The sequence below is a fragment of the Pedobacter sp. genome, from assembly GCF_037719805.1.
Classification (GTDB): Bacteria; Bacteroidota; Bacteroidia; order Sphingobacteriales; family Sphingobacteriaceae; genus Pedobacter.
Map to the genome: position 1 here is coordinate 236783 of NZ_JBBJLZ010000003.1, position 18320 is coordinate 255102.

An 18320-nucleotide genomic window follows, 5' to 3' on the forward strand; every position below is an offset into this window, starting at 1 on the left:
TTATAACTCTTGGAATTCATAAACTTCTTAGTAGACTTTCTATTACATATCGATAAACATCTTGAAGAGATCATTCAAGATTACCAAGGTTGGACATACGCCATACTTTTTCTGATCATATTTGCTGAGACCGGCTTCGTAGTTACACCATTTCTTCCAGGTGATTCTTTGCTATTTGCAATGGGTACATTAATCGCCGGAGGCAATACTGGATTGAACATTTGGGCGATGCTTTTGCTACTGACCGTAGCCGCGATATTAGGTAACTCCTTAAATTACAAACTGGGGAGTTTCTTCGGGGTCAAAGTGTTCAAGGAAAGCAATCGGATACTCAAACTCGAATATTATAACCAGTCTCACGAGTTTTTCGAAAAGCATGGTGGTAAAGCGATAATCTTTAGTCGCTTCCTTCCAATCTTCAGAACCATTGCGCCATTCGTAGCAGGTGTGGCTAAAATGCCTTTCGGAAAATTTACCCTATTTAACATCATAGGCGGCGTTGCGTGGATTACAAGCTTATTAATGGCAGGTTATTTATTAGGCCAGATTCCGGTTGTTAAAAAGAACTTTGATGTGGTAATTGTGGTGATCGCTGTGGTTACTTTTGTGCCAGCCATCTACGCTGCTGTCAAATCCAGGTTCACAAAAAAAGGCGTTAAAATAGATTAAAAACCTTCCAGGCTGGGTTGACCTGCGTCAATCCATGCTGTATACCAGAAGTTTCCGATCTCAAGAATGGATGACCGCATTTGCCGTTCTACCATCTTATTCATCCAGGAATGATACGCCCTGGAGTACTCTTTTGAGTACTGTTTCAGCACGATCTTTTTTCGTTTGGAATAACTTTGTTTTTCGAACCCTGCAAAGGATTTAGCCGTTGCTTTCTCGCCAATTAGTACGGAATCTACAAGGGAATGTGTGCTTTTTACGATTTTCCAAGCCTGCTTTAAAGGGCTTTCAATGTAGGTCGCCTTTCCCACGACATAGCTATATTCTTTATAAAACAGTTCGGGTAAACGACTTTCCCAGAAAGCATGAATACCAACCTGATTCGTTAACTGGCCATTATGATTCTGAGTGGTATGGAGCGGAACGTGGGCATCGGCAATATAGTGACCTATATAGGCCGAATAAATAAGGATTTTTAATGAATCCCGCTCCTCAAAGGCTTCCACCAATTTGTAATAGCTCCTTTGAAGTTGCCACGGTAAAATGCCATTATCACTCATTTTCTGGGGACCATATTTTTTTAGTGCATCGGCCCATTTCTCAGGGATGCTGTCAATGTGGTTTTCATAGAGTTCCACATCAAGGTAATGCCTCGGAGCTTCTGCCGTGTCTGCATACCTGCGTTTATCTGGGTCTACGGCGTGGTCAGCGATATAGCTAATGTTCGATTTGTAGAATCGAATCATACCCACGGGCAGAGTGAATACGGCAAAACGGTTGATGTGCTGGTGTGCAAAGAATCCCCAGGAACCGAACATCAATAGGCCTAACACAAGTATTGCAGAAATAAAGAAGTTCTTCATCTCTGCAATACTCTACTTTAATCTCATGAAGTATTTACTTATCGATGCTTTTCCCTTTCATTGCAGCAGACACTGCAACATCCATCACGCGTTCTGCAAATGGCCTTGTAAATTCATTTAGTTCATCTGCTCTTTTCAAAATCTCATCTTTTGAAACGGCTGCAAAAGCAATTTTTAATGTCTCAATGTAAGTACGGGTCTCGCTGATTTCTGACGCCGTTAAGAATTCCGAATGCTTGTCTATGAATCGTTCTGCAGTGTAAACCAATTGTTCACCTTCGCTTCTGGCTTCAATCAGCATACGCTGCTCTACGTCGCTTTTGGCGTGGGTTATACTATCAATTAACATTTTCTCGACGGTATCATCAGTTAGTCCATAACTAGGCGTAATGTCAATCTCCTGCTTAACGCCCGATCTCAACTCAATAGCCTGAACAGTCAGTATGCCATCTGCATTTAAAAGAAAATTAATATCCACCTTCGGCAAACCAGCTGGCATAGCAGGGATTCCTTTAAGGTCGAACTCTGCCAGCTTCCTGTTTTCACTAACAAGATCACGCTCACCCTGGAATACAGAGATCTTCATGTTGACTTGTCCGTCCAGAGATGTAGTATATTGTCTGCCCCCTTTTGTCGGCACCTTCGCGTTCCTTGGAATGATCACATCCATTAAACCGCCCATCGTCTCAATTCCAAGAGATAGCGGAGTAACGTCCAGAAGCAGGATATCTGAGCGGTTGCCCGCAAGGATGTCTGCTTGAATAGCTGCTCCTAACGCAACAACTTCATCCGGATTAATCTGATCATGGGGTTTACGACCGAAAAAGCTTTCAACTTGCTGCTTAACATATGGTGTTCTTGTTGATCCACCTACCAATATCACCTCATCAATGGCGTCTACATCTAACTTTGCGTCACTTAACGCATTTTTACATGCAGTAATAGTTTCTTCAACTTTACTCTTAATTAACGCCTCGAAGCCTTGTCTATTCAGTGTGCACCAGATTTCACCCAGCTTCTCATTAAAAAGATTTTGACTGCTTAACGCTTTCTTTGCTTCCTCTGCTTTTAACCTCAGCGATTGCATTAAACTTCCATCTGCCGAGAGCGCTTCTTTATTCAGCTCATTCTTCTCAATCCAATAATGAACAATGGCTCTGTCAAAATCATCACCACCCAAGAACGTGTTCCCATTGGTAGACAACACTTCAAAGATTCCGTTCTGAATGGACAGTATAGATACGTCAAACGTGCCCCCGCCAAGATCATAAACTGCTATTGTTTTTTGTTGCGTCGGATCAAGACCGATTCCATAAGCTAAACTGGCTGCAGTGGGTTCGTTCACAATTCTCAAAACATCAAGTCCTGCTAATTTACCTGCATCCCTTGTGGCTTGACGCTGACTGTCATTGAAGTAGGCCGGTACGGTAATAACAGCACGGTTGACAGGCGTCTTTAAGGCGTGTTCCGCTCTGGCTTTCAGTTCTTTTAAGATCTCTCCTGACAACTCTATGGGCGTATAGAAGCGATCACCTGATTTTATCTTAACCAACGAATCACTTTCATCATCAATGATTTTGTAAGAAAATGTGTCCTGGTGGTTGGCTACGTCTTTATAAGACCTTCCTAAAAGGCGTTTAACTGAAAATATAGTATTCGCGGGATCAGTAATTAAGAATTCTTTGGCTTCGTTACCGACTATGGCATCGCCCTGCGCATTAAAATGGACTACTGAAGGGACTAACAACCCTTTGCCAGTGTCATTGATCACCTGAGGGTTTTTCTCCGGATTTATAAAGGCAACCAAGCTGTTTGTAGTACCTAAATCGATACCTACAATAATCTCTTCTTGTTGGAAAGAACCTGTTGCCAGATTGATGGATATTTTTGCCATAGTGAGGCAAATTTACAAATCTTTTTTATGGATATTGTAAAGCCAAAGTACTATATCCTGATAGCTGTCGGTGCCTTTTGGCTGATTATTCAGCTTAAGAAATTTATCAAATGCCACGTCCAGATATCCAAACATTTCATTGTTATATTTGCGCCAGAAATCCCGGTCTGCTTCGAAGTCCCGTACGGTGCCTTTGTTGATGGTTATAAAGAGCTTATCATAGTCTTCAGGGGATTTGATTCTAATCTCAAATAGGATACTCTTGAGCATTGCATAGTTAGCCGAGTACTGGAAATAAGGATTGCTGCTGTTGCTTGATACGAGGTAACCAATAAGATTTGCCTCGTCTTCGCGACCAACGCCCAGTTGGTGAGCTATTTCATGACAAGTGACAAAGGGTAAAGCAACCGAAGGCAGTCTCATGTTCACATTTGCCTCGCCAGATAGTGGGTTGTAATAACCCTCAATCCCTATCTTAGTAACTATCCAATTGAACATTACCGGCTTAACGGAAGGAATATGGTAGTCAAAAAAGGGGTTTGATTTCTCCATGTTCGCGTATCCTCTGACCGCAATGTCACTTAGCTGGCGGACGTCAAATCTCGTTTTGTTTACAGCCTGGAGCTTGTTCAATTTGAGTATGAAGAATCTTCCCAGGGAGACAAGCTGGGTTGTGTTATACTTTTCATTGTTGATACCAAGTTGCTCTGCTATAGGTGGGCGCGAATAGTTCAATCCCCATAAGATCTTAAAAGTTAAATAAAGCAATAGAGTGAAATTTAATGCACCAAGGGGTATATTGATGCGATCAGTTCTTTTCAACGTGCCTTTAAACACCTTCTTTAAAAATGCTACAATGCATTTCAAGCTATATCCTATAAACAAAACATAAAGTAGGTCCCCGATAGCAAAAGGGACTAAAGAACTAACAAACCGCTGGACAATAGAAGTGAATAGGTAAAGGCGATCAGAATAAATATATTCTACCAAAGAACTGCTCAGCCCAAGCAAAAATACCACACCCGCTGTGGCTAAAAGGATTAGGAATTGTTTGGTTTTCCGCCTATACGCTCTGTCCATTACCGGGTAAAAGCTAGCCGTTTGCCTGTCTCATTTGTCGTAAATTTCCCTTTCATATACGCGAGGTTGCCCGAAACAATGGTGTGTGTAACTTCAGATTTGAAGGTCGTACTTTCGAAAGGAGACCATCCGCATTTGTAGAGGACATTTTGCCTGGTCACTTTATAAGGATCATTCAAGTTAACGAGGTAGAGGTCTGCCCAATAACCTTCTCGTATAAACCCTCGTTTATCGATGTCGAAGCATATAGCTACATTATGTGCTGTTTTTTCAGCAATCTTTTCTAGAGTAATCTTCCCTTGATGATACAGCTCCAGCAAGGCAGACGTGGCATGTTGCACTAATGGTCCGCCAGAAGGTGCAGTACTGTAAGGTTGTTCTTTTTCTTCAATAGTGTGCGGAGCGTGATCTGTTGCAATGATATCAATATGATCATCCAACACCCCGGATAAGATACCAGCTTTATCCTCCGCCGTTTTTACAGCTGGATTCCATTTTATCCAGTTCCCTTTCTCTGCATAATCACTATCATCGAACCAGAGATGATGTATGCACGCTTCCGCAGTGATTCGTTTATCTTTTAATGGGGTCGCATTGTCAAACAGGCCCACCTCTTTTGCAGTCGAAATGTGTAAGATATGTAGTCTGGTATTGTGCTTCTTCGCCAGATCCATAGCCATTGAAGATGAAATATAGCAGGCTTCGGCACTTCTTATCAATGGATGCATAGAAGGAGTCAGTGCATCTCCGTATTTCTCCTTATAGATAGCAAGATTTCGCTGGATAGTGTGCTCGTCTTCGCAATGGGTCGCAACCAGCATGGGTGCTTCTTTAAAAATGTTCTCCAATACAGTCTGACTATCCACTAACATGTTTCCTGTAGAGGAGCCCATAAACACTTTAATTCCACAAACATTGCGAGGATCAGTTTTCAAAACCTCTTCGATGTTATTGTTGGATGCGCCCATGAAAAAGGAATAGTTGGCCAGTGACATCTCTGAAGCGATCCTGTATTTATCAGCCAACAACTCCTGAGTAAGCGTATTGGGAACTGTATTTGGCATTTCCATAAAGGAAGTAATTCCCCCGGCTACAGCGGCCATGCTTTCTGAGAAGATATCTGCTTTATGGGTTAAACCTGGTTCTCTGAAATGTACCTGATCATCGATCATTCCAGGAAATAGATGCAAGCCTTCCGCATTGATCTCCTGATCTGCCTTTAGATCGATTGACGGAGCAATCTTAACAATAAAGCCGTCTTTAATGAATACATCTCCGATGGTGATTTGCCCTTCGTTTACAATTGAAGCCGATTTGATGAGGATTGTTGTCATTAATGCCAGGATCGTTTTGTTCGCTCAAACTTAGAAAAAATATTTAGGATAAAGGAGGCGGTTAGCAGGATTCTGGTACGACAGGACTGCCTGCCAATGCACTAAATATATTTTGACTATTTTTGCAAAATGCCCAAAGAATTTGAAGAGTTCAACCTCAATCGTCAGATATTAAATGCTGTAGCGGATGCAGGATTCACAGTTGCCACCCCGATACAGGAGAAAGCGATCGCACCTGTCCTCTCGGGCCAGGACATATTTGGTATTGCTGAAACAGGTACCGGTAAAACTGCCGCATATGTATTGCCAATTTTGATGCAGCTAAAATATGCACAAGGCGATGCACCAAGGGCGCTTATTTTAGCCCCTACACGAGAACTGGCGATGCAAATCACAGAGCATGTAAAGATATTCTCAAAATACACTGACTTGCGTACGGTTGTAGTTTATGGGGGATTAGGCCCGAAGACACAAATTGAACAAATCAAAGCGGGGGTCGATATTATCGTTGCCACCCCAGGAAGGTTCTTAGATATCTATCTTGCCAATCACATCAATACGCAATACCTCAAGTTTCTTGTGTTGGATGAAGCTGATAAGATGATGGATATGGGTTTCATTGGTTCCATCCATAGGATTTTGGAGGTGGTTCCACGAAAGCGGCAAAATCTTTTGTTCTCGGCCACAATGAGCGACCTGGTTCAGAAGATCGCTGGTGACTTCTTAAAAAACCCGACAATTATAGAGGTAGCTCAACAGGCGACACCAGCGGCATCGGTGACTCAGAGTTTATATTATGTACCCAATTTCAAAACTAAGATCAACTTGCTTGCTCATGTGTTGAAGAACGTTGAGGAGTTTACCCGATTGATCATCTTCTGCAAAACAAAAACTGTTGCCGACAATATTTTCTCCTTTATTGAGCGGAAGTTTGGTGCTGAAGCGGTACGCGTTATTCATGCCAACAAGGGCCAAAACACCAGGATCAACTCGATAAATGATTTTAAAGACGGGAACATTAGGGTGCTGGTTGCTACAGACGTTGCCTCCAGAGGCATTGACGTTTCTGAAGTTAGTCATGTCATCAATTTCGATGTACCAATTGTAATTGAAGATTATGTTCATCGAATCGGGAGAACCGGCCGGGCTTTCTCTAAAGGAGACGCACTAACGTTGTGTACCGATGCTGAAAAATATTACATTGAGAAAATAGAAAAGCTGATTAGGCAACAAATTCCTGTTGTACCTTTGCCAGAGGAAGTTTTTATCGAAGAGACCCCTTATGAAGAGAAACAAGCGATAAACAGGGCGATCGATGATCAGAAACGTAGAGACGACCCTGACTTTAAAGGCGCTTTTCATGAGAAAAAACATGCTGCTGCAATAGCAGCTGCCGCTCGTAATAAGACCAATAATCAGCCTTCCTGGAAAACAAAGAAGTTTAAAAAATAAGCACGGAATTTTGAAGGTTAAACTCACACCATTGAACATTGTGTCCGCTGTCTGTCTGACAGCTGCAATTTTGTTACTCGTGAACAAAAAGCAGAGTTTACAGGCGACTCCAGATGCACTTATTGATTTAATGGCTGGTTTAACGGTTCTTGCGGCAATCATTTCTTTCCTTTCCGATCAAATTTTCAGGAAGTTTATACCAAGTTTGAAAAAGTTATGGGTTGTAGAGGGCGTTCTTGTCATCTTCATCCTCATTTTAATATTAATTATAAAAACAAGTATCCGCTAAATGAAGACAGCAGAAATAAAAATTACAGTTCAGTTAGATGACAATAATGTTCCAGAAACTCTTTTGTGGGAATCTACAGATTCTGAAACGAAAGAACAGGTAGCAGTCAAATCTATGATGCTCGCCTTGTGGGACCACAACTATAAAAACTCTTTACGTATTGACCTGTGGACCAAAGATATGCCGGTTGATGAGATGAAAAGATTCTTTTATGAAACCCTGCAGACTATGGGCGACAGCTTTTTGAAAGCTACAGGTGAAAAACTTATCGTTGAAGATCTTCGTGACTACTGTGCGCACTTTGCCGATAAAATGGGTGTTAATACACAAGGTTAATCAATGAGAACGCAGGGAATTATAGGTGCTGCGCTTATGGCAGTAGGCGGGCTAAGCCCACTTATTCATGTTCCAATTGTGGGTAATTGGAACTATTTTGATCTAGACATGCGCCTGGCGATTGCATTTTATGTGTTGGTTGTTGTAGGATTGATTGGATCCTTTACGAGGAAATTAGGCGTTATCCGATTTGCGGGTTTTGCTGCAGTTGTACTGGTACTGATTACCTTGCTTGGTGTCTACCTAAAATCGCATGACTCCTTCAGTTTCCTGCATTTTAAAAAGATAGTAAACCTTGCTGCCGGATTGGTAAAATACAAATGGGGTTGGTATGTGATTGTTGCCGGTGCATTTATTTTGTTCACAGTAAGAAAGCCTAGGGTAGCAAAAGTAGTTTAGCAATTAGTTGAGATCGCTAAGCGACTTATGTTTCCTTTTACTTTTGATCTGGATATGTTTTAGATGCTCATCATTGCTGATGATGCTAATGTTGCCATCCACCTCTAGCATCGCCAGCTTGACTTCCTTAAAATGATCGATTCCATGCTCACGCATAGATTCATGCAGCTCGTCGTTGGTTATACCCAGCTTACCCAGGAGCACAAAATCTAAGTTTCCATTGTGGATAAGGATTTGTGGTTTGTCGTTTACCAGTTCTCTGAAGCGCTTGTTCTTAAATAGCCATTTTTTTAATATATAATTTAGCAGAAAGAGCACCGTTGCTGCGGCAATCCCGCCCAGCAAAGAGGTGTTTGGGCCAACCATTGCATTTTGCACGGCATTGCTGATCAACAGTATGAGCACAACATCGGTCGCATTGAGTTGCGACAGTTCCTTCTTTCCACTTAGCCTGATGGCTATCAGCATGAAAATATATACCGCGGCACTTCGTAGGGCGATGTCTAAATAGGGATTCATTTTTTAGAATTTAAGTTCAGTCTGACCTTGTTGTGCAACATCGCGTTCATGTTGCAATAACCATTTTTTTCGCCAGAGGCCCCCGGCATAACCAACAAGCTTGCCGTTGCTGCCGATCACACGATGACAGGGTATCACGACTGCTAACTTATTTTTACCATTTGCAGCTGCGATAGCCCGTATTGCCAACGGCTTGTGTTCAGAGAACCTGGCATAGGAAAGGGTAGTTGCATAGTCAATGGAGAGAAGTGATCGCCAAACATCCTGTTGGAAATCTGTTCCAGTCTGCTTTAAAGGAAGGTCAAATGTTTTTAAAGTGCCTGCAAAGTAGCTGGTAAGTTGTTGTGCAGCGAGTTTGGTGAGCTCGTTCTCATGCTTATCCTCATTGTCCCGCGCTTCGAAAGTGATTTCTGAGATTAGTTGATCATCTGCCAGTATGGTGATCAAACCAATTGGTGTCTCTAGCGTTGAGCAGTGTTCCGGATTCATTTTTTCAAAAGCTTTAAAACTGTAGTAAATGTAGCATATCTTTGCTTCTTATGCAGTTTGCAAAAGAAGTTAAGCATTTGTTGTACAAGGAAATATTGTTAGAATGGCGCTCTAAGTATGCCATCAATGGCATCTTGCTGTATGTTGTCTCGACGATCTTTGTATGCTTTATTTCATTTGTGACCTTGGAAAATAAGATCACCTGGAATGCGTTGTTCTGGATCATTATGCTTTTCGCCTCTATTAATGGTGTATCAAAAAGCTTTTTGCAAGAGAGCAAAGGGAGGCAGCTTTATAATTATATCCTTGCAAGTCCCGCTGCAATCATCTTAGCAAAGACCATTTATAACGTGTTGATGATGGTTATTTTAACAACCATTGCCCTGGCAGTTTACATCGTCGTTTTCAGTTATTCTCCACCAGATTTTCTGATGTTTTACCTGGCAGTCATCCTGGGGAGCTTAAGCTTTTCCACCATATTTACTATGGTTTCAGCTATTGCTGCAAAGGCAGGTAACGGAGGGATGTTAATGGCGGTACTTAGTTTCCCACTGATCATTCCAGTTTTGATTATACTGATCAAGTTGTCGAAAAATGCAATAGATGGGCTTGATAGAAGTGTTAGCCTGGACGAGGTTGGAATTTTGGTGCTTATTAATATCATGACTATAGCTGCTTCGCTGATCTTGTTTCCTTATCTCTGGAAAGACTAACTATCTATTTAGGATTTAAACTGTAAGTTGTTACTTTTGCATGCGTGACTAAATTGATGAAAGATGTATAAGAGTTGGTGGAAGATCCTGGGTTCAGTATTAGTGATCTACACTACTATTGGGGGTTTGCTTTTAGGAGTTCCCCGTTTAGCTATTCTCAATGAGACCATCAGAAATCTGTATTTCCATGTTCCCATGTGGTTTGGGATGCTCACTTTATTCTCCATTTCGGTTTGGTATAGTATAAAATATCTGCTCAGTTCAGATCAGGTAGACGATCTTAAGGCTGTTGAAAGTGTCAACGTTGGCATTGTCTTTAGTTTGCTCGGATTAGTTACAGGTTCGATTTGGGCGAAATTTACTTGGGGCCAATATTGGAGCTTCGACGTGAAACAGAATTTTACAGCAATTGCTATCCTACTGTATTTTGCCTATCTCGTATTGCGAAATTCCATTGATGAGGAACAAAAGAGAGCGAAAATCTCTGCGATCTATAATATTTTTGCGTTTCCAATGATGGTTGTACTGATCATGGTACTTCCTCGTCTTAAAGACTCATTACATCCGGGGAATGGTGGTAATCCAGGCTTCAATAGTTACGATCTGGATAGCCGGATGCGGGCGGTTTTATACCCGGCATTTATTGGGTGGTCAATAATTGGGTACTGGATCTACACCCTTCGCTTTAGAATACGTTCGCTCGAAATAAAACACAACTCTTAACATGAAGAAAATTACAATTGCTTTATTTCTTTTGATCAACTCGATCGCTGTGTTTGCGCAGGACAACGGAATTGAAATGGCAGATACGTTGCGGAGTAGTGGCAAAATCTATGTTGTAGTGGTTTGCATTGTAATTATTCTTCTGGGTTTGCTTGTTTACCTGTTTTTCTTAGATAAACGATTAAAAAAGTTAGAGAAAAATAACTCCTCTAAATAGTATTTAAATCACACAAAAGGTGTTTTTGGCTGTATGTTTGATTAGTGTGCCAGATACACTAAGGGCATTTGCATTTGCAATAATCGTTTTTTTTAATGCAATTTTGCGCGTGTAAATACTAACTTACTACAATTCATAAAAAATAACTCATGGCTAATACAGCAAATGACATCAGCTTTTTTGCAGACGTCTGTAAAAATTTTGATAGTGCAGCACGGTTTACTTCCCATCCGGAAGGTCTTTTAAACCAGATAAAAGCTTGTAACAGTGTATATCGTTTTCAATTCCCGATCCGCAGAGGCAATGGTTTTGAAGTAATTGATGCCTGGCGCGTAGAACACTCCCATCACATGAGCCCTACAAAAGGGGGTATTCGTTACAGTGATATGGTAAATGAGGATGAGGTGATGGCACTGGCCGCACTTATGACCTATAAATGTGCCATTGTTAACGTTCCTTTCGGTGGAGCTAAAGGTGGTATTTGTATCAACCCGAAGAACTATACCATTGCGGAACTGGAAACCATAACCCGTCGTTACACCACTGAGCTGATCAAAAAGAACTTCATAGGTCCTGGAATTGATGTCCCGGCTCCGGATTACGGATCAGGTGAGCGCGAAATGAGTTGGATCGCAGATACTTATATGACTATGAATCCAGGTTCGCTTGACGCCCTTGGATGTGTGACCGGTAAACCCATCGCCTTACACGGCATCCATGGTAGAAAAGAAGCGACTGGCCGTGGCGTTGCTTATGCGGTAAGGGAATGTGTAGGCGTTGCTGAGGACATGGAAAAGATAGGTCTGAAAGCCGGTCTGGGAGACAAACGTGTTATCGTACAAGGACTAGGTAACGTTGGTTATCATTCAGCGAAGTATCTGACAGAATTTGGTGCAACGATTGTTGGACTTTGTGAATTTGAAGGTGCTATATATAATGCAAACGGATTAAACGTTGACGAGGTTTTTGCTCACCGTAACAATACAGGCTCTATATTGGGATTCCCTGGGGCTACAGACTTCAAAAATTCAATGGAAGGCTTAGAGCAACCCTGCGATATCTTGGTGCCTGCAGCTTTAGAAAACCAGCTTACTGAATTCAATATCAGAAATATTAAAGCTAAAATCATTGCAGAAGGTGCTAACGGGCCAACTACTCCCGAAGCTGAAGAATTGTTTACAGCAATGGGAGGTATCATCATTCCTGATATGTATTGTAATGCAGGTGGTGTTACGGTATCGTATTTTGAATGGTTGAAGAACCTTTCGCATGTGGCGTTCGGTCGCATGGAGAAACGTTATGCAGAGAACTCCAATGCCAACCTTATACATACGCTTGAGGGTCTTACCGGTAAAACAATACCTGCGGAGAACCGACTGATGATTGTTAAAGGTGCATCAGAACTTGAATTGGTGAACTCCGGGTTAGAAGACACGATGATTCACTCATATCATGAGATCAGAGAGAATTTAGTCAATAAACCTGGTGTAACTACGTTGAGAACCGCAGCATTTGTAGGTTCGATCGATAAGATCGCGGTTTCTTACATGACCCTTGGTGTGTGGCCATAAGGCAACACACGATATATTTGAACCACAATGTGTAAGCATTGTGTTTTTTTTTGTCAGCGAATTGCTAACAAACCAGATCGGGGAATCGTTTCCTGTAATTTGTCGTATGTAATTAAAATATAAAATGAACCTTAAAGCCATATCAATCCTGCTGATCACCTTAGGTCTGTTTTCTTGTAAGGAAGGACAGAAGCTGGAAAGTAAAAATGGGTATGCGGTAGTTCCTACTGCTAAAGAAGGAGAGGCTGTAGCTACGTTTGCTGGTGGTTGCTTTTGGGCGATGCAGGAATGTATGGTCGAACTGAAAGGCGTAAATAAGGTGCTAAGTGGGTATGCAGGTGGAACCACTAAAAACCCAAGTTATGAAGAGGTACTAAGGAAAACTACTGGTCATGCGGAGTCAGTTCAGGTTTACTATGATTCGAAGGTTATTAGTTATAAAAATCTTGCAAGCGCATTTTTCCATTCGCACGATGCCACTCAGGTTAATGGACAAGGCCCAGACCTTGGTTCCGACTACAGGTCTGTTGCATTTTACCGATCCAACGAGGAGTATGAAGTCCTTAAGGAAATTGTTGGAAATCTAAATGATAAATCCAGCAAGCCTATTGCAACCGAAATCGTTCCTTTTGAAGTGTTCTATCCGGCCGAAACCGATCATCAGGATTACTACAAGCGTAATAGTTGGGATCCCTATATCAGAAATGTTTCCAGGCCTAAGGTATTGAAATTGAGAAAGTCAATGCCTCAACTCATCAAATCTGAATACCACGATTAATTGTCAGAGAACTATCAATAAACAGCCATCTCGGGGAATTGCCTCCCGCCTACAGATTATCGGCACTTATATTTTTTATCTTTGCATCATCTAAAATCCATATAACGAGATGAGAAAGAGTGCAATCATTGGTTTGATCACGATAGCGATATGTGTTTGTTTCCTTGTAAGTCTGAATGCGGATACAAGTAGCTATTCTACGTTTTCTGAAGCTGCCAGAGATGCAAGGGAATTTCATGTAATGGGTTTTTGGGCGAAGGAAAAAGGCACTTACTATGACGCACAAAAGGATGCCAATCACTTCTCTTTTTTTATGAAGGATGAGAAAGGCGCCGTCAATAAGGTGGTTTATAACGGTACCAAACCCCAGGATTTCGAACGCTCCGAAAAATTGGTATTGGTTGGAGAGATGAAATCAGGCACATTTTACGCATCTAAGATTTTGATGAAGTGCCCCTCCAAGTATAACAATGACCTTGTGGAGGTTAAGCAGGACGGCAAAGTGGAAAAATACAATTAATCTTAATGGATATTCAGTTTATTGGAGAGAATCTCCTTCCTGGTAAAATCGGACAATTTTTTATCGTTCTTGCGTTTGGAGCATCATTGTTGTCTACAATAGCTTATTTTTTTGCTGCAAAAAACAAAGATATTGCCGATCAATCCTGGACCAGAATCGGTCGGGTAGCGTTTTTATTGAATTGGGTTGCTGTTATTGGAATAGGAAGCACCTTGTTTTTCTTAATTCTTAATCACTATAACGAATATTATTACGTCTATACACACTCTTCGAAGGCACTTCCTGTTTACTATATCGTCTCTGCCTTTTGGGAGGGTCAGGAGGGCAGCTTTTGGCTTTGGGCTTTCTGGCAATCACTGCTTGGCGCTTTACTGATCTGGAAATCCAGAACCTGGGAAAACGGAGTAATGACTGTGATTTCTTTCTCTCAGGTGTTTTTAACTTCCATGTTGTTAGGGGTGCAGTTCTTCGGTCAGCGCATTGGAAGCTCGCCTTTCATCCTGCTAAGAGATGCGGTAAATTTAAAGGAAATGGCTCCGGTTGTCTTTGCTGATCCTGAGAATTACAAAAACTACTTAAAGTTTATTACCGATGGCCGGGGACTAAACCCACTATTGCAGAACTATTGGATGGTTATCCACCCACCAACCTTATTTTTAGGCTTCGCAAGTATGGTTGTGCCTTTTGCATATGCAGTTTCCGGATTATGGTTGAAAAAATATAGAGAGTGGATCAAACCTGCAATGCCATGGGCGCTATTTGCAGTCATGATATTGGGAACGGGAATCATTATGGGCTCTTTCTGGGCTTATGAAGCGCTTAACTTTGGTGGATTCTGGGCCTGGGATCCGGTAGAGAATGCGTCCATTATTCCATGGCTTACCTTGATAGCTGGTATCCACGTAATGATTGCCTTTAAAAACACTGGTCATGCCTACTTTACAGCTATTGTGCTGGTCGCCATGAGCTTCATTCTGGTGCTATACGCATCATTTTTAACAAGAAGCGGAATCCTGGGAGAGACTTCCGTACATGCCTTTACTGACCTGGGTATGTTTGGCCATCTTATCCTTTATAACGTTGTATTCCTCGCAATTCCGATAATCCTGCTGGTTCTTCGTTGGAAGGAGCTTCCGATAACTAACAAAGATGAAGAAACTTATTCCCGCGAATTCTGGATGTTTATCGGTTCATTGGTAATTACAATTGCATGTATTCAAGTCATCTTTGTAACTTCTGTACCGGTGTTCAATGCGGCTTTTGGTACTAATTTCGCTCCGCCAATTGACGCTGTAAAATATTATAACCAATGGCAGGCTCCTTTTGCAGTGCTCGTGACCATTATATCTGGCTTCACTCAGTTCATGAAATACAAGCGCACAGAGTCCAGGAAGTTTTACAGCAGTATACTCGCTTCCGTAATTATCTCTGCTGTCTTAACTGCCGGATTTGTATACCTGACAAATGTATATCACAATCTGATGTTCGTTCTCTTAACGTTCAGCTGTCTGTTTGCGGTAATTTCCAATGCTAAAATACTAGCTACAGTATTTGGAGGGAAGAAGAAGCTGGTTGGAGCTGCAGTTGCCCATATAGGCTTTGCTTTATTGTTATTAGGTGCCTTGGTGGCAGCTGCGACAAACAAACCGATCTCATTGAACGCTTCCAACTTTATTCCGGTAAAAGATTTTGAAAAGGCGGAGAAGCCAGGGGAGAATATTGTACTTTACAGAAACGAACCTAAGAAAATGGGGCGTTATACAGTTACCTATGTGAGCGATACGACGGTTGCTCCAAATACATTTTACAAACTTAATTTTAAAGTTTATGATGAGCAGACAGGCGCTGTTAAAGAAGACTTTGAGCTAAATCCACATATCCAGTCGAACGATAAAATGGGACTCATCGCATCCCCGGATACGAAACATTACCTCACTTATGACATCTACACTCATGTGACCAGCGCTCCTGTGAAAGAAGCAGACGAAGATTATGACCATGAGGGTCATTCTGAGGAAGAAAATTATAAAGCACCGCGGATTGTACAATTGGCCGTAGGGGATACCCTGCATACCAGTAGCGGCATTTTGACTGTCAAGGCGCTCAACAATAAACCAGCAGCCAAAGATCTTATATTGAATGACGGTGACCTTGCTGTAGGCCTTCCTCTTGAGATTGATGTTAATGGAAAAATCTTCAAAACAGAACCAATATTTCTTGTAAAAGGGAACAATATCTTTGACTTTGCACGAAATATTGATGAATTAGGGTTAAGGATTAGATTCACTAAGATTCTCCCAGAACAGGGAAAGATGGAGTTACAGGTGTATGAGAAGCCGCAACAAGCCAAAGATTGGGTAGTGTTTAAATCAATCGAGTTTCCTTATATTAATCTCTACTGGGCTGGGACAATTGTAATGGTGATTGGATTTCTGATCTCGATCTTCAGACGACAAAAGGAAGTTAAAGCGATTTAATGAGAGTTGTTCTAGTGGGTTCAGGGAACGTTGCCTCGCACATGGCCAGAGCTTTTAAAGCCTCTGGACATACCGTATTGCAAGTATGGAGCGCTACTTTTGAGCATGCAGCAGTCCTCGCCGAAGCGGTTGATGCCGAACCCATTCATGGTTTGTCAGACATTAGCGAAGAAGCAGATTTAATAATGATCTCAGTGAAAGATGATGCGATCAGTCACCTGGTTTCTCAATTGGTAAGCAACGCTATAGTTGTCCATACTTCAGGAGCCACGGACATTGCCGCATTGTCTCATTTCAAACGACATGGGGTGTTGTATCCGCTGCAAACCTTCTCAAAAAGTAAAGCACTTGATTTTACAAGGGTGCCACTTTGCATTGAAGCCAATAACGAAGAAACGCTAACTTTGCTTAAAGACCTTTCAGAAAGTCTGAGCAGCGCTGTCTATTCCGTAGATTCAGCCAAGAGAAAGATACTTCATCTTGCGGCAACATTTGCCTGTAATTTCGTAAATCAACTTTACGCGCTGAGTAACGACCTGTTAGCACAGCATCACCTGGATTTTGATCTACTAAGGCCATTGATTGCGGAGACTGCTGAGAAAGTACAGTACATATTACCAATTGAGGCACAAACAGGACCGGCCGTTCGTAACGACAAAAAGACGCTTCAGGCGCATTTGGAGCTGCTAGAGAGTCAGCCTGAACTAAAAAACATTTATCAGACATTAAGTGATAGCATTAAAAAATCACATCAATAGCAAGGATTGCGGTTTTTGGTGCTTATTTTTGAAACATAATTATGAGTATTTATAAATTAAAGATAAATTTTGAAGAACAAGGCAAAGCGTCTATTGAACTTCCTATTGCAGGCGGTCAGGATGTCTTAGATGTTTGTTTGGATAATAATATAGAGCTTCAACATAACTGTGGTGGCGTTTGCGGCTGTAGTACCTGCCATGTCTATGTGCTGAAAGGAATGGATAACCTTCAGGAAATCTCAGACAAAGAAGAAGACTTTATCGATAGGGCCGTTCGTCCACGAATTACATCCAGACTAGGCTGTCAGTGTGTGGTCTTAGATGGTGATATAGAAATCACTATTCCAGACCAATCTGCTTTCTTAGGACACTAATTAAACTATTAATACAAAAAACATGCAAGATAAATTTGCTTTACCTATACATTGGGCTGATCATGAAGACATCGCTCAGGAATTATATGAGAAATTTGGCGACGAATTCAATGAGGCTAAAATTTACCGCATCCGCTTTACTGAACTGTTAAATTGGGTTTTGGAGATACCTAACTTCAAAGGAACAAGAGAGGAAAGCACAGAAGGCCATCTTGAACAAATTCAATCTGCCTGGGTTTACGAGTGGAGAGATAACCAAGATTAAGTAATGTTTCTGGAGAGGCTTAAGGAGGTAACCACGTTCCTATTTGATGTGGATGGCGTGCTAACCGATGGCACTATAATCGCTTCGGAATCTGGAGAGCTCCTCCGAAGCTTTAACATAAAAGATGGTTACGCCTTGCAGCTTGCTGTTAAAAGAGGCTATTTGGTCTGCATTATCTCTGGTGGTAAAGGCGCCGCAATGGAGAAACGCTTCGAGGGTCTAGGCCTGCAAGAAGTGTTTTTAGGCGCATCAGATAAAGTCGAAATCTACACTTCATTAATAACTAAGTATAACCTCAAACCAACTGAGGTGCTTTACATGGGAGATGATGTTCCTGATCTGAAGATTATGGGTTTAGTGGGTGTTCCCACTTGTCCCGCTGATGCTGTACCAGATGTTAAAGCGATCTCTATGTATATTTCCCCATTTGACGGCGGTAAAACGGCAGTAAGAGATATCATCGAGAAGGTGATGAGAATTCAAAAGACCTGGTTCGACGAAAACCCCCTTGCTTCTGATTCTGGAAAATAGCTGTTCTCTGCAACGCGCATGTTACAAACTCCAATTAAACTTATAGCTGGCTTTTGTCTCTAATTCATA

At 41.7% G+C, this 18320-nt stretch carries 22 protein-coding genes; 16 read left to right on the forward strand and 6 right to left on the reverse strand.

The window, feature by feature from the left end; genetic code table 11:
* The first annotated feature begins 9 nt into the window (after positions 1 to 9).
* The gene (locus WKF66_RS10670) at positions 10 to 669 is read left to right on the forward strand and encodes a DedA family protein (RefSeq protein ID WP_489674434.1); all 660 of its coding nucleotides are present in this window, start codon (positions 10 to 12) and stop codon (positions 667 to 669) included.
* On the opposite strand, the gene WKF66_RS10675 is transcribed toward WKF66_RS10670, so the two are convergent.
* Genes WKF66_RS10675 through WKF66_RS10690 form a run of 4 tightly spaced genes read right to left on the reverse strand, consistent with a single transcriptional unit; the run spans position 666 to position 5840 of the window.
* Positions 666 to 1532, reverse strand: coding sequence for a zinc dependent phospholipase C family protein (locus WKF66_RS10675; protein WP_489674435.1), 867 nt, complete (start codon positions 1530 to 1532; stop codon positions 666 to 668). The two genes, WKF66_RS10670 and WKF66_RS10675, sit on opposite strands and share 4 nt — an antisense overlap.
* Before the next feature lie 34 nt (positions 1533 to 1566).
* Entirely contained in the window at positions 1567 to 3426 is a 1860-nt protein-coding gene (gene hscA, locus WKF66_RS10680; RefSeq protein WP_489674436.1) for a Fe-S protein assembly chaperone HscA, read from the reverse strand.
* 12 nt (positions 3427 to 3438) lie between these two features.
* On the reverse strand, positions 3439 to 4506 hold the full coding sequence (locus tag WKF66_RS10685) for a DUF3810 domain-containing protein (protein WP_489674437.1): 1068 nt from the start codon (positions 4504 to 4506) through the stop codon (positions 3439 to 3441).
* On the reverse strand, positions 4506 to 5840 hold the full coding sequence (locus WKF66_RS10690; RefSeq protein WP_489674438.1) for a dihydroorotase: 1335 nt from the start codon (positions 5838 to 5840) through the stop codon (positions 4506 to 4508). Before WKF66_RS10690 ends, WKF66_RS10685 begins: the two co-directional genes overlap by 1 nt.
* Positions 5841 to 5969: 129 nt before the next feature.
* Between WKF66_RS10690 and WKF66_RS10695 the strand changes: the two genes are divergently transcribed.
* Genes WKF66_RS10695 through WKF66_RS10710 form a run of 4 tightly spaced genes read left to right on the forward strand, consistent with a single transcriptional unit; the run spans position 5970 to position 8316 of the window.
* Positions 5970 to 7292: a DEAD/DEAH box helicase gene (locus WKF66_RS10695; RefSeq protein ID WP_489674439.1), complete on the forward strand. Its 1323-nt coding sequence runs from the start codon at positions 5970 to 5972 to the stop codon at positions 7290 to 7292.
* A gap of 10 nt (positions 7293 to 7302) precedes the next feature.
* Positions 7303 to 7581 (forward strand): hypothetical protein, encoded by a 279-nt coding sequence (locus WKF66_RS10700; protein WP_489674440.1) that lies wholly within the window; start codon positions 7303 to 7305, stop codon positions 7579 to 7581.
* Positions 7582 to 7917, forward strand: coding sequence for a gliding motility protein GldC (gldC, locus tag WKF66_RS10705; protein ID WP_489674441.1), 336 nt, complete (start codon positions 7582 to 7584; stop codon positions 7915 to 7917).
* Positions 7918 to 7920: 3 nt separating this feature from the next.
* Positions 7921 to 8316 carry a hypothetical protein gene (locus tag WKF66_RS10710; protein WP_489674442.1) on the forward strand — a complete coding sequence of 132 codons (396 nt, stop codon included), beginning with the start codon at positions 7921 to 7923 and terminating at the stop codon, positions 8314 to 8316.
* A gap of 3 nt (positions 8317 to 8319) precedes the next feature.
* On the opposite strand, the gene WKF66_RS10715 is transcribed toward WKF66_RS10710, so the two are convergent.
* The gene (locus WKF66_RS10715; RefSeq protein WP_489674443.1) at positions 8320 to 8835 is read right to left on the reverse strand and encodes a DUF421 domain-containing protein; all 516 of its coding nucleotides are present in this window, start codon (positions 8833 to 8835) and stop codon (positions 8320 to 8322) included.
* A gap of 3 nt (positions 8836 to 8838) precedes the next feature.
* On the reverse strand, positions 8839 to 9324 hold the full coding sequence (locus tag WKF66_RS10720) for a methylated-DNA--[protein]-cysteine S-methyltransferase (RefSeq protein ID WP_489674444.1): 486 nt from the start codon (positions 9322 to 9324) through the stop codon (positions 8839 to 8841).
* Between the two features lie 50 nt (positions 9325 to 9374).
* Here WKF66_RS10720 and WKF66_RS10725 point away from each other — a divergent pair, with 50 nt between their 5' ends.
* The 11 genes from WKF66_RS10725 (at position 9375) to WKF66_RS10775 (ending at position 18251) form a co-directional block, all read left to right on the forward strand.
* Positions 9375 to 10037, forward strand: a complete 663-nt coding sequence (locus WKF66_RS10725; RefSeq protein ID WP_489674445.1) for a heme exporter protein CcmB — start codon at positions 9375 to 9377, stop codon at positions 10035 to 10037.
* A gap of 63 nt (positions 10038 to 10100) precedes the next feature.
* A complete protein-coding gene (ccsA, locus tag WKF66_RS10730) occupies positions 10101 to 10760 on the forward strand; it encodes a cytochrome c biogenesis protein CcsA (protein ID WP_489674446.1) in 660 nt (219 codons plus the stop codon).
* A gap of 1 nt (position 10761) precedes the next feature.
* Entirely contained in the window at positions 10762 to 10977 is a 216-nt protein-coding gene (locus WKF66_RS10735) for a CcmD family protein (protein WP_489674447.1), read from the forward strand.
* A 149-nt stretch (positions 10978 to 11126) separates the two neighbouring features.
* Positions 11127 to 12548 carry a Glu/Leu/Phe/Val family dehydrogenase gene (locus WKF66_RS10740; protein WP_489674448.1) on the forward strand — a complete coding sequence of 474 codons (1422 nt, stop codon included), beginning with the start codon at positions 11127 to 11129 and terminating at the stop codon, positions 12546 to 12548.
* Positions 12549 to 12672: 124 nt separating this feature from the next.
* A complete protein-coding gene (msrA, locus tag WKF66_RS10745; protein WP_489674449.1) occupies positions 12673 to 13326 on the forward strand; it encodes a peptide-methionine (S)-S-oxide reductase MsrA in 654 nt (217 codons plus the stop codon).
* Positions 13327 to 13435: 109 nt separating this feature from the next.
* On the forward strand, positions 13436 to 13846 hold the full coding sequence (locus tag WKF66_RS10750) for a cytochrome c maturation protein CcmE domain-containing protein (protein ID WP_489674450.1): 411 nt from the start codon (positions 13436 to 13438) through the stop codon (positions 13844 to 13846).
* Between the two features lie 5 nt (positions 13847 to 13851).
* Positions 13852 to 16323: a heme lyase CcmF/NrfE family subunit gene (locus WKF66_RS10755; protein ID WP_489674451.1), complete on the forward strand. Its 2472-nt coding sequence runs from the start codon at positions 13852 to 13854 to the stop codon at positions 16321 to 16323.
* Positions 16323 to 17081 carry a Rossmann-like and DUF2520 domain-containing protein gene (locus WKF66_RS10760; protein ID WP_489674452.1) on the forward strand — a complete coding sequence of 253 codons (759 nt, stop codon included), beginning with the start codon at positions 16323 to 16325 and terminating at the stop codon, positions 17079 to 17081. Before WKF66_RS10755 ends, WKF66_RS10760 begins: the two co-directional genes overlap by 1 nt.
* Before the next feature lie 41 nt (positions 17082 to 17122).
* Complete coding sequence (locus tag WKF66_RS10765) at positions 17123 to 17455, forward strand: 2Fe-2S iron-sulfur cluster-binding protein (RefSeq protein WP_489674453.1); 333 nt, start codon at positions 17123 to 17125, stop codon at positions 17453 to 17455.
* A gap of 22 nt (positions 17456 to 17477) precedes the next feature.
* Entirely contained in the window at positions 17478 to 17720 is a 243-nt protein-coding gene (gene iscX / locus WKF66_RS10770; protein ID WP_489674454.1) for a Fe-S cluster assembly protein IscX, read from the forward strand.
* Between the two features lie 3 nt (positions 17721 to 17723).
* On the forward strand, positions 17724 to 18251 hold the full coding sequence (locus tag WKF66_RS10775) for a KdsC family phosphatase (RefSeq protein ID WP_489674455.1): 528 nt from the start codon (positions 17724 to 17726) through the stop codon (positions 18249 to 18251).
* Positions 18252 to 18320: the final 69 nt, after the last annotated feature.